Annotated in this window: 9 protein-coding genes; 4 read left to right on the top strand and 5 right to left on the bottom strand. The window is 44.1% G+C overall.

Annotated elements, in window-relative coordinates:
• The first annotated feature begins 204 nt into the window (after positions 1–204).
• A complete protein-coding gene (locus CXF61_RS05610; RefSeq protein WP_165597469.1) occupies positions 205–576 on the top strand; it encodes an arsenate reductase in 372 nt (123 codons plus the stop codon).
• 113 nt (positions 577–689) lie between these two features.
• On the opposite strand, the gene argB is transcribed toward CXF61_RS05610, so the two are convergent.
• The 5 genes from argB to CXF61_RS05585 all read right to left on the bottom strand — a co-directional run bounded on the left by argB (position 690) and on the right by CXF61_RS05585 (position 7,785).
• Entirely contained in the window at positions 690–1,601 is a 912-nt protein-coding gene (gene argB / locus CXF61_RS05605) for an acetylglutamate kinase (protein ID WP_057758912.1), read from the bottom strand.
• A 77-nt stretch (positions 1,602–1,678) separates the two neighbouring features.
• The gene (locus CXF61_RS05600; RefSeq protein WP_165597468.1) at positions 1,679–3,472 is read right to left on the bottom strand and encodes a phosphohexomutase domain-containing protein; all 1,794 of its coding nucleotides are present in this window, start codon (positions 3,470–3,472) and stop codon (positions 1,679–1,681) included.
• A gap of 137 nt (positions 3,473–3,609) precedes the next feature.
• Complete coding sequence (gene dut / locus CXF61_RS05595; protein ID WP_165597467.1) at positions 3,610–4,074, bottom strand: dUTP diphosphatase; 465 nt, start codon at positions 4,072–4,074, stop codon at positions 3,610–3,612.
• Positions 4,075–4,197: 123 nt separating this feature from the next.
• Positions 4,198–5,601 carry a magnesium transporter gene (mgtE, locus tag CXF61_RS05590; protein WP_165597466.1) on the bottom strand — a complete coding sequence of 468 codons (1,404 nt, stop codon included), beginning with the start codon at positions 5,599–5,601 and terminating at the stop codon, positions 4,198–4,200.
• 150 nt (positions 5,602–5,751) lie between these two features.
• Positions 5,752–7,785: a UvrD-helicase domain-containing protein gene (locus CXF61_RS05585; protein WP_114700718.1), complete on the bottom strand. Its 2,034-nt coding sequence runs from the start codon at positions 7,783–7,785 to the stop codon at positions 5,752–5,754.
• 845 nt (positions 7,786–8,630) lie between these two features.
• Between CXF61_RS05585 and ndhC the strand changes: the two genes are divergently transcribed.
• The 3 genes from ndhC to nuoC all read left to right on the top strand — a co-directional run bounded on the left by ndhC (position 8,631) and on the right by nuoC (position 11,965).
• A complete protein-coding gene (ndhC, locus tag CXF61_RS05580) occupies positions 8,631–9,254 on the top strand; it encodes an NADH-quinone oxidoreductase subunit A (RefSeq protein ID WP_102091044.1) in 624 nt (207 codons plus the stop codon).
• Positions 9,255–9,428: 174 nt separating this feature from the next.
• Positions 9,429–10,097, top strand: a complete 669-nt coding sequence (locus CXF61_RS05575) for a NuoB/complex I 20 kDa subunit family protein (RefSeq protein ID WP_101206265.1) — start codon at positions 9,429–9,431, stop codon at positions 10,095–10,097.
• Between the two features lie 92 nt (positions 10,098–10,189).
• Positions 10,190–11,965 carry an NADH-quinone oxidoreductase subunit C/D gene (gene nuoC, locus CXF61_RS05570; RefSeq protein WP_102092975.1) on the top strand — a complete coding sequence of 592 codons (1,776 nt, stop codon included), beginning with the start codon at positions 10,190–10,192 and terminating at the stop codon, positions 11,963–11,965.
• Positions 11,966–12,019 lie beyond the last annotated feature (54 nt).

Raw genomic sequence — 12,019 nt, 5'->3', positions numbered from 1 at the left:
ACTGATTTATTTAATACGGATTTGTTTAATACTGATCAAAATAGGTGGAATTTGACAATGCCATAGCATAGCGTAATTTGGCGAAAATTGCGACGATATGATGCAGTTGCTTAATAGGTTTGACGATTAAAAGTAATGCATTCTCTATATCTAGTCAGCCTTAGGTATAATAGACAAATTAATGAATATTTATGAGGAATCACTATGACCATCACCATTTACGGTATCAAATCATGCAGCACGATGAAAAAATCGTTTACTAAGCTAAACGATCTAGGTGTCAGCTACGATTTTCACGATTATAAGAAACAAGGTATTGAGAAAGATACAGTACAGCGCTGGGTAAATGAGCTAGGTATCGAAAAAGTACTTAATAAGCGTGGTACAACATGGCGCAAGCTAGACGACAGTCAAAAGCAAGCGGCTGATGCTAGTGTGGACACCGCGATAGATTTACTCGTGGAAAATCCCAGCATGATTAAACGTCCAATTGTAGAAGGTCAGTTGGCAGATAAAGATCAAGCAGTATTACTATGCGGCTTCGATGAAGCGGAGTTTTATAAAGTTTTTTCGTAACATTGAGCTATAAAAATTAAGCTAGGCTTATTTGTTAAGTATAAAAATACATAAGAAAGCCCGAGCATTTATATTCACTCGGGCTTTTTTACATTTAGTATTGCTGGATTTTGCTAGCTTAATGATGAGTCTATTTCTCGACTGATAAGTGTACCAACCCCTTCGTTAGTGAAAATCTCAAGCAAAGTCGCATGAGGGACACGGCCATCAACGATTACCGCACTTTTGACGCCACTACGTACCGCATCAAGTGCACATTGAATTTTAGGAATCATGCCGCCTGAGATAGTGCCATCTTCGATTAAGCTATCGACTTTCTTGGGTGTTAGCCCAGTGACCACTTCGCCATCACGGCCCAATACACCTTTGATATTGGTTAATAGCATCAGTTTCTCTGCTTGTAAAAACTCTGCTACTTTGCCCGCAACGAGATCCGCATTGATATTATAGGTATTGCCTTCAGCGTCAACGCCAAGTGGCGCGATTACAGGGATAAAATCAGAGGCAATCAACATATTGATCACGTCTTTATTGACGCTGACCACATCACCGACGAATCCTAAATCAACTGGTACAGCGATACCGTCTGCGCCAATTTTTTCCATCATCAGTTTTTTTGCTTGAATCAAGTTGGCATCTTTACCTGTAAGACCAATCGCGCGCCCGCCATGTTTGTTAATCAAGCTAACAATCGATTTGTTAACGCTACCGCCCAAGACCATTTCTACGATATCCATGGTGCTTTTGTCAGTGACACGCATGCCATCGATACGGTCTGATTGACGGCCGAGCTCTTTTAGGAGGTTGTCAACTTGCGGGCCACCACCATGTACGACTACTGGATGCATACCGACGGTTTTTAACAAAACAATATCGCGAGCAAATGAGCTCTCAAGCTCAGGGTCGGTCATGGCGTTGCCGCCGTATTTTACGACGATGAGTTTATCAACAAAACGCTGGATATAGGGCAGAGCAGTGGTCAATACTTCAGCGGTGTTTTTGGCATCATCTAAATTAAGCGTCATAACAAACTCCTAAGGGCCGGTTTTAAATTGGTTGTTTTTCTACTATGTCTAATGAGACAGTTATGTGTTTTATGAGACTACTCCGCAGGAATAGCAAGAATCTGTTCTGCCAAAGCTGCGTTAAATGGTCGACATAAAGCGGCAAATGTCGCCTGAATGTCTTTTAGGTCATCTATACTGTCACCCGCAAAGCGCGCGGTCAGGCTATTGCTGGTATTTGATTGACGCAGTACGCCAAAGCCATGCGCAAAGTCCAAGCGTACACCATCGATACAGCTCAGCTTGGTTCCTACAGGTAATAACTCATACGTCTGTTTTAATGCTATTTGCGCCTTCGCAGTAGCGCAAGTACACACTGATGACTTGCATGTTGTGGCAGGCAGGCAAGTATCTTTTAATTGCTGATTAGATGAAGAATCAGTATGAGTAGACATATCTACTAGATACTGCAAGTAATGACAAAATCTCGTTAATTGCTCTACAAGTGAGCAGTCGGTAGTAGCGGTCTGCGGCATCGGTAAGTAATGGTCAGCAGTACTGACTATAGTGGGTAAGCTTTGGATGATATCTGCTAGCGGTTTTTTATCATTAGTATCATTATGAGTTTGGCCAAGCCAATGCAGCAACCGTAATGCAGCATACATCGCATCATCATAAGGGATAAAGCGGCTGTCATTAAAGATGAAATGCCCTGATAATTCACCAGCGAAGACAATCTGATTGTCAGGATGCTGCACCTGCTGGCGCATAAAGCTGCTGCCAGTCTTGCTAATCACAGGTGTAGTACCAAGCTCAGATAACAGTCTTGGCAAATGATGGGCGCACTTAATATCGAAAAGAACTTCAGATGCTAATAAAGAGTCGCTAAGAGAGTTAGGGTGTTCAGTAATAGCAATACGTGCCAATAGGTAGAGCAAATGATCGGGCGTAACTATCTTGCCGTTGTTATCAACGATCATCAAACGATCGCCATCGCCATCAAATGCCAAGCCTATATCTGCTGCATTCGAAATAACGGCTCGTTGCAATTCGTTTAAGCGGTTTGGTTCGGTGGGGTCTGGATTACCAAGGGGGAAATTACCATTAGGTGTGTCATTGAGAAAAATGACCTGTTGGCAAAAACGTTCAAACAGGCGCTGAGCAATGCTCCCAGTTGCGCCATGCATACAGTCAATAACTATGACCAAATCAAGTTTATAAGCGCTTTTCTGATTGGCTGCAGTTGCCGAGTGATTATGCTGAAATAACTGTTCAAATACCTGCGCAATAGCATCGATATATACATTACCTACTTGATTAGTAGGTAGTTTCTCAAGCAAATCAATTGGTAATTCTGAATCATGATTACGATTAAAACTTCCTAAATGCAAGACAGAACTGTTGGCTTGACCACCGGGGTAGGTGTGATGACCATGATGGGCGGTGAGCTGATGATAGAGCGTCTGTATCTCTGAACTACTAGGGGACTTGTTATTCACCAACCATTTGATGCCTAGTATGTCCTTAGCAGAATGGCTAGCTGTTACAACAATGCCATGACCTTGATATTGCGCTGCCCAGAATGCCATCATCGGCGTGGTAACCAGACCTAATTGAATTACGCGTAAACCATGCTGAGCTAGTACAGTAGAAAGTGTGGATGCAATGGCCTCACTGCCAATACGCATATCATAACCAACAACGACAACATTCTGCTTAGTCTCAACAGTGGCATTAGCATTGATGTCTTGAGTCGGTTGGCTATTTTGCGCATTATAGAGAATAGCAAAAGCATCGCCTAACGCTTGTATAAAACTGCTAGTAAAATACTGGTTGGCACCACGAATATCATAAGCACGGAATAAGGATTGCTGCGCCGCAAAAGGTGGCATTGCTTACTCTCCTTATAACCGTGATAGATGTTCAATGATAAATAAAAACGAATAGCACAAGGTGTTAGATATAGCTTAATGAAAACCTTAAACGCTATCTAAAAAGTTGTCAGAAAAATTGACCAACAAAATAGCTACTATTGGCGACCTGAGTGTCCAAACCCGCCCGCACCGCGTACGCTTTCATCACTGAATTCTGCAACCATTTCAAACTCAGGACGGGCAACAGGTACCACGATGTACTGTGCCATACGCTCAGCTACATTAAGAACAAAGTCTTCGCTACTGCGGTTCCAAATACTAACCATCAGCTCGCCTTGATAATCGGCATCGATTAGCCCAACTAAGTTACCCAAGACGATACCGTGCTTATGACCAAGACCTGAACGCGGTAAAATCATACCTGCATAATTAGGATCTTGGATATAAACCGCAAGGCCTGTACCTATTAAATGGGTTTCACCTGCTTTAATCGTTAATGGCTCATCGATGCAAGCACGCAAATCAATACCTGCACTGCCATCGGTGGCGCGAGTTGGTAGAGAAAACGCTTCGTCTTCAGTAATTTTAGGGTTTACCACTTTAACTTGTACAGCTTGCATAACACACTCACTTAACGATTTGATGATTTTTAAATTATGATTTTAAACTCGAGCTTGGAACTAGGGTTTTAAAAAAATAGCAATTCTATATTTTGATCGAGTCATTGATAATTCAGTACTTAACTAAAGTATCAGCACGCTGGCCAATCCCAAAAACGACATAAAGCCGACAATATCTGTGACGGTCGTTAGGATAACCGAAGCAGATAGAGCAGGGTCGATATTCATTCGTTTTAGCATCAGCGGTATGCTGATCCCCGAGACATTAGCCGCAGTCATGTTGATCGCAATGGCAAAACCAATGACGGCACTGATCTTAATATCATGAAACCATAACTGAGCAATAAACGCCATAATTATTGCCCAGATGATACCGTTTATCGCGCCCACCCACAGCTCTTTATTTAATAGCCAGACACGGTTAGAACCACCGATTTGACCCATCGCCATCCCGCGGATAACGACCGTCAGCGTTTGCGAGCCAGCAATACCGCCCATACTGGCGACTACTGGCATCAATATCGCTAGCGCCACGACTTGTGCTAGTACTTCTTCAAACTGTCCAATCACTGCTGCGGCCAATAGGGCGGTACATAAATTGATACCTAGCCAAACGCTACGGCTTTTAGCACTGGTCAGGATAGGGGCAAACAGTTCTTCATCTTGGCTAACACCAGCGAGGTTTTTCATGGTGCTGTCGACATCATCTTGGATAATCTCCATGATGTCTTCACCGTTTAGTTGACCAACCAGCTCACCATGGCTATTGATGACGGGGGCAAAACGAATGTCTTCTGAACGAAAAATCGCGGCTGCATCTTGAATATCCAAGCGATCATTAATTGTAATGGCAGTATCAATCAGCTCCGAGACTAATGTATTCTGTTTATGCTTAATTAAATCTACTAGACTCAGTAGCCCTAGCAATTGCTGGCTTTGATCGACAACGAGCAGCTCTTGGCTCTCGTCATCGAGCAGGTCGTCGTTTTCACGCAGCCACTCTTGCACATCCGCCAAATAGATATCATCCCTTATCTGAATAATATCAGGATCCATATAGCTACCAACTTCCCAATCAGCATAAGTATCAAGTTTGTTGACTTGGACCCGCGTCTCTTCGTCTAGCGTTGCCATGACTGAGGTACGTACGCTCTCAGTGACAGTGTCCAAAATCTCAGAGATATCTTGAGCATCAAGATCTTGGGTGAACAAAGAGATTTCTTGAGAAGAAATGTTCTCCATTAATGGTTGGCGTGTATCGACATCTAGCTCGGCAAGCACTTCACCTTTGATATGCTCTGGCACCTGCGCCCAAATCAACAGACGGTTTTGAGTTGGGAAGGATTCTAGTAGGTTGGCAATCTCATATTCGGACTGCTTTTCCAAAAACTCTGTAATGGCCTCGTATGCTTTATCAGCAACCAACCCCTGCAGATACAGAAGCTTATATTCGGCACTATATTCAGCCGAGTTATAATCTCCTGACAGCATGGCGGTTCGTTCCTGATTTGGCATCGGGGTAGGCATAAGTGTTCCAAGTTTTTACAGTCAAATTTTTACAGTATATAAAGAACAATAACGATTATAACAATCGTTTTTTGCACAGTCTAAAGCGTGTTCTTGCAAGCGTTTTACTTAGGTGTTTATTACTCAGGTGCTTAAATGTTTTGGTTAAGATCAACGCTTGCCCAGTAACGCTCGAATATTGGCCAAATATTCATCAGCAACAGCTTCTGGGTCTTTGGTCGCTTTTTTCTTTTTCGCTTTGGCAGGCCAGTCAATATGATCTTCAGGTAGCTCATCCAAAAATCTTGATTCTGAGGTAACTCGCATCTGACCACCAGCACGGCGCTGGGTCGCGAGCGTCAATGTCAGCTCACGACGCGCACGGGTAATGCCCACGTACATCAGACGGCGCTCTTCTTCGACCGTTTCACTCATGATAGAGTTGCGATGCGGCAGCATCTCTTCCTCAAGCCCCATGATATAAACAAAATCAAACTCCAAGCCCTTTGCCGCATGCAAGGTCATCAAGTTGACTTTGTTAGTGTTCTCTTCTTCTTGCTGTTGCTCAAGCATATCAAGCAGAACCAGCTTACGAATGATGGTATCAATCGTTCGGTCTTCATCTTCTTCAGCGCGATTAATCAAGGACTGAATACTGGTGTACAGCATATCGATATTATCAATACGGTTTTTTTCTTGTTGCGGCGTTTTGGCATCGCTACGGACAAAGTCAATATAACCTGTCTCATCAATCATCTGGCGTACGATCGGCACAGGGTCTGGGTGTTGATCCAGCTCACGCGTATAGTGCTCGATGAATTCACCAAACTCTTTTATCGTACCATAAGCCTTTGACGGCAATACATGAGTCAGGCCAGCATGGGTACAAGAGGCCAGTAACGATATGCTGTGCTCTTGCGCAAACAAACCAAGTTTTTCTAGCGTGGCTGGTCCCATACCGCGCTTAGGTGTATTGATAATACGCAAAAACGCACTGTCATCCTCAGGGTTCAAAATCAGACGCAAATACCCCATGATGTCTTTGATTTCACTACGCGCAAAGAATGACTGACCGCCTGATAATTTATAAGGCACTTGCAGTTGACGTAATTGTGCCTCTAGCATACGTGCCTGAAAGTTACTGCGGTACAGCACCGCATACTGTTCCCACTCATTGCCAAAACGCAGCTTATGAGTGACGATTTCTTTGGCCACGCGCTCCGATTCATCATCGTCATTACGGCAGTTAATGATGCGGATTTTTTCGCCTTGACCTTTATCTGACCACAGTTTTTTCTCGAATAAATGCTCGTTATTTAGAATAACGGCGTTGGCCGAAGTCAAAATACGCGTGGTTGAGCGGTAATTTTGCTCAAGCATAACGATTTTCAGCTTTGGAAAATCTTCTTTTAGCAGAGCCATGTTTTCAGGCTTTGCTCCGCGCCATGCATAGATAGATTGGTCATCATCTCCTACCACAGTAAAGCGACCTTGCGGGCCAACCAGATATTTAATCATCTCATACTGCGCTGTATTGGTATCTTGATACTCATCGACCAATAGATAGCGAATACGGTTCTGCCATTTGTCTCGCAATTCTCTATTTTCACGCAATATCTTGGTTGGCAAGACAATCAAGTCATCAAAATCGACGGCATTATAAGCGCGCAAGTTACGCTCATAAAGCGCATATAACGTGGCAAAAATCATGTCTTCTGGATCGTCTAGCGTTTCCATCGCCTTATCAGGCTCGACCAAGTCATTTTTCCAATCCGAAATCATTTTGATGGCTTTACCGACCAACTCGCGACTTTCAGCGCCACTCAAGTTGTCGCGCATCATCAGCTCCATCAGCAAACGCTTACTGTCATCGCTGTCCATGATGGAAAAATTGCCTTTTAACGGAGTATGAATCAGCTCATATCGCAAAAACTGTAGACCAAATTGGTGAAACGTCGACACCGTCAACCCGCGCATTTTTTCGCTTGGTAGCAGTTTGCTTACCCGCGCTTTCATCTCACGTGCCGCTTTATTGGTAAAGGTTACGGCGGTGATGCGCTCAGCTGGCATGTCACATTCTTGGATTAAGTAAGCAATCTTACGCGTGATCACAGAGGTTTTGCCGGAGCCCGCACCTGCAAGGACAAGTAATGGACCAGATACGTAGAGCATGGCTTCTTGTTGTTTGGGATTGAGTTGACTCATAACGTGACCTGTAAGACAAAAGCAAAAAAGAGGGTAGCGCTGATATGACAAAGATAGATAAACGCAGCGCGCATCATCAAAATTCGTATCGTTGCGATATTTTAATAATCTTTATTATAAGAATAATAGAATTTAAGGTTTGATGATGCCATATCATAAAAATCTGGTGGGTCATTATAAAGCAAAAATGCTCACTTTGGGGGAGGACTTGGGTGATGAAAGTGGGGTATTCGAACACTTGATTTTTGACAAATAGCGTGGCAGTGTTTGTTCGTAGCCAAAAGTACGGATTTGGGGTTAAAATAAGGTAAGGTCTATATCATAATTCATAGTAAAAAAAACACATTTTTTTTACACAGAAAGTGACCGTTCAATACAGTTAAAAACTAGCTTTTAGGCACTGATATGCGTATAGTACGTAAATAATTTATGCCAGTTGTCACGTCATTGTTGACCACGTGTAATGAGCTATTAAATCAATTAAGTAAGCAGTCAGATATGATATTGATTTAATACGTTGATCTTACGTTGTTAGAAGATGCGTTGGGCGACCAGCCTTTATCCGCGCGCATACCGGAATCTCTACAGTTGGTCACGTCTGACATCGTCGTCAATAAGCTTGATAATTGGTTGTTACCAGCAAAATACCTAACATGTGACTCAATGACAGTTACTTAAACACAGTGACAGTTGCTGAAGTGCAGTGACAATTACTTAAATAAAGTCACTTTTTAAATAAAGTCACTTTGTGTTTTCGTCTGCGTTATACCTGTCGCAACATGGCCTGAGTGGGTCAGTGCTTGCGCTGTGTCTAACACTCGATTGGGTGAGGAGCACGTATTATCATGTCTGCTTTTAATTGGTCAGCCATTGCTTTTATCTTAGCCGCCATTGGGCTAGTTGTCTTTATGCTGGTCGTACCGCGCTTACTTGGCGGTCGCTCTCAAGGCTCACAAAAGGAAGAAGTGTTTGAAGCGGGTGTTGTCGGATCTGGCAACGCCCGTATTCGTTTGTCTGCCAAATTTTATTTGGTCGCAATCTTCTTTGTGATTTTTGATTTAGAGGCGCTATATCTCTACGCTTATGCTGTGTCAGTACGAGAGGCTGGCTGGCTTGGCTTTGCCGCCGCTGGTACGTTTATCACTATTCTAATTATCGGTTTGATTTATGAGCTGAGCTTGGGTGCGATGAACTGGGCACCTGCTGACAAGCTACGCAAAAAAGCACGCTTATATGCGGCGCCTGCAGGCTTTAACTTAGCAGACATCACCAAGTTTGATGGTGCTCATGAGCTAATGGTCGATCCGACAGGTAAAGTACCCGCGCAGTCATCCGGTCAAATCAATGTCTCAAACAACATTGAGACCAATCGTCGTCATCTACAAAACATCGATCATATTAATACCACGGGTAACGTTACTTCTGTGGATTTTGCGACGTCTGCTCAGCAGGACAAAACTGAACGTTAATAGCAGTTGATGCTCAGCTTAGGGCGTTTGCAAAAACGAGCAGCAAAGCATGAAAGCGTCAGTTTTGTTTGTATTAATGATCGCTGATGATTAGCCACTTATTAATAATAAAATTATGGCGACAGCGCGAGCAAGATGATTGCCACGCAAAGCCTAATATGAAGGTTGTATGTTATGAAATACACATTAACAAAAGCCAACCCCGATGCAGATACCTATCCTGCACAGACCAGTCAAACGGTCAATGATCCTATCGAAGATGAAGTAAATAAAAACGTCTTTATGGGTCGTCTCGAAGACCTCGTTCATTCAACAGCAAACTGGGGGCGTAAGAACTCACTTTGGCCATTTAACTTTGGTACCTCTTGCTGTTATGTTGAATACGCTACTACCTTAACCGCCGTCCATGATTTGTCACGTTTTGGGGCAGAGGTTATTCGTGCCTCGCCTCGTCAGGCGGATGTCATGATCGTCGCTGGTACTTGCTTCGTCAAGATGGCCCCTGTCATCCAGCGCCTATATGAGCAGATGCTTGAGCCAAAATGGGTTATCTCTATGGGTGCCTGTGCCAACTCGGGCGGCATGTACGATATTTATTCTGTCGTACAAGGCGTCGATAAGATTATCCCTGTTGATGTCTATGTACCAGGTTGTCCGCCGCGTCCAGAAGCGCTTATTCAGGGTTTGATGTTGTTACAAGAATCTATTACTAAAGAGCGTCGTCCGCTGGGTATCCATGTCAATGAGCAGGGTATCTATCAGCCGCAAATGACGCCTGAGCGTGACCGCAAGCAGGCAGATCGTATCGCTGTCAAAAACTTGCGCAGTCCAGACAGTATTTAAGTTCTAGACAGCATCTAGACTTGTAGCATTCGTTTCAATATTTTATGCGCTTATCATAGTTCAGTTATGATTAATGAAGGAATACATCATTCATGGTCACGGTAGTCGAAAACATAGATCCTAAGATTAAGCCTGTCCCAGCGGTTATCAAAGAGCTGGAGCAGAAATATGCCGGTAAGTTTGTCGTGCAGCACACTGTTGATGAGATTCCAACAGTGTGGGTTGCGCGTGCGGATTTGCTCGATGTCCTCTTATTTCTGCGTAAATTGCCCCAGCCGTATGTCATGCTATTTGACTTGTCAGCGATAGATGAGCGTTTACGCCAACATCGCCAAGGCTTACCTGACAGTGACTTTACAGTGTTTTATCACTTGATGTCGCTTGAGCGTAATAGTGATGTACGTATCAAGGTCGCGCTGAGCGAAGATGATGTCAATGTACCGAGCGCCACCAATATTTGGCCAAACGCCAACTGGTATGAGCGTGAAGTATGGGACATGTTCGGTATTGTCTTTACGGGCCATCCGCATTTGACCCGTATTTTATTACCAAAATACTGGGAAGGTCATCCACTGCGTAAAGAGTATCATGCGCGTGCGACGGAATTTACCCCGTACTTTCTGAATACTGCTAAGCAACAATACGAGCAAGAAAACCTGCGTTTCGTCCCAGAAGAGTGGGGCATGAAGCGTTCGGGTCGTGATGAAGACTTTATGTTCTTGAACATTGGTCCTAACCATCCCTCTGCTCATGGTGCATTCCGTTTGGTGCTACAGCTTGATGGCGAAGAAGTCGTCGATTGTATCCCTGATATCGGCTATCACCATCGCGGCGCAGAAAAGATGGCTGAGCGTCAAACATGGCATTCATTTATTCCATACACCGACCGTATTGATTATCTTGGCGGCGTAATGAATGAGCTGCCGTACATCATGTCGGTCGAAAAGTTGGCTGGAATTACCATTCCACCGCGCGCTGAAACTATCCGCGTGATGATGAGCGAGTTCTTCCGTATTACCAATAACTTACTATTCGTCGGTACGTTCATTCAGGATGCGGGCGGTATGACCCCTGTATTCTATATGTTTACCGATCGCCAAAAAGCCTATGACGTTATCGAAGCCGTGACTGGCTATCGTATGCATCCCGCTTGGTTCCGCATTGGCGGTACAGCTGCTGATCTGCCACGTGGTTGGCAGCGTCTGGTTCGTGAGTTCTTAGATTGGATGCCAAAACGCTTGGACGAATATGTCAAAGCGGCATTGCAAAACAGTGTGCTAAAAGGCCGTACCCAAGGGGTTGCTCAGTACAATGCTAAGCAAGCACTTGCTTGGGGCGTGACTGGTGCAGGTCTGCGAGCGACAGGCGTTGACTTTGATCTGCGTAAAGCACGTCCATACATGGGTTATGAGAATTACGATTTTGAAGTGCCAGTTGGTTACAACGGTGACGCTTATGATCGCTGTATGGTCAAAGTTGAAGAGATGCGTCAGTCATTACGTATCATTCGTCAATGTATGGACAATATGCCACAAGGCCCTTATAAAGCCGATCATCCACTGGCCGTACCACCGCCGAAAGACCGTACATTAAATGATATCGAAACGCTTATTAATCACTTTATCTCAGTATCTTGGGGTCCTGTGATGCCAGCGGGCGAATGTACAACGATCGTCGAGGCGACTAAAGGTCTGAACAGTTATTACATCACCTCAGACAAGGCCACGATGAGCTATCGTACCCGTATTCGTACGCCCACATTTGCGCACTTACAGCAGATGCCATCGGTCATTAATGGCTCGCTGGTTTCTGATGCCATTATGTATTTGGCATCGATCGATATTGTGATGGCGGATTGTGATCGTTAGAGCCGCTGCTTCAAAAGTATTTGTTCATCAATATATTATTGCCTGATGGCACAC

The organism is Psychrobacter sp. 4Dc, assembly GCF_002836715.1.
Classification (GTDB): domain Bacteria; phylum Pseudomonadota; class Gammaproteobacteria; order Pseudomonadales; family Moraxellaceae; genus Psychrobacter.
Note: the sequence above shows the minus strand (reverse complement) of the source record. Positions and strands in the feature narration are given on the sequence as shown.

Bases quoted from the DNA above. Each gene is read 5' to 3' on its own strand.
- CXF61_RS05575 (WP_101206265.1), top strand. From the start codon at position 9,429: ATGAAATACACATTAACAAAAGCCAACCCCGATGCAGATACCTATCCT.
- CXF61_RS05600 (WP_165597468.1), bottom strand. From the start codon at position 3,472: ATGCCACCTTTTGCGGCGCAGCAATCCTTATTCCGTGCTTATGATATT.
- nuoC (WP_102092975.1), top strand. From the start codon at position 10,190: ATGGTCACGGTAGTCGAAAACATAGATCCTAAGATTAAGCCTGTCCCA.
- argB (WP_057758912.1), bottom strand. From the start codon at position 1,601: ATGACGCTTAATTTAGATGATGCCAAAAACACCGCTGAAGTATTGACC.
- CXF61_RS05585 (WP_114700718.1), bottom strand. From the start codon at position 7,785: ATGAGTCAACTCAATCCCAAACAACAAGAAGCCATGCTCTACGTATCT.
- mgtE (WP_165597466.1), bottom strand. From the start codon at position 5,601: ATGCCTACCCCGATGCCAAATCAGGAACGAACCGCCATGCTGTCAGGA.
- dut (WP_165597467.1), bottom strand. From the start codon at position 4,074: ATGCAAGCTGTACAAGTTAAAGTGGTAAACCCTAAAATTACTGAAGAC.
- CXF61_RS05610 (WP_165597469.1), top strand. From the start codon at position 205: ATGACCATCACCATTTACGGTATCAAATCATGCAGCACGATGAAAAAA.
- ndhC (WP_102091044.1), top strand. From the start codon at position 8,631: ATGTCTGCTTTTAATTGGTCAGCCATTGCTTTTATCTTAGCCGCCATT.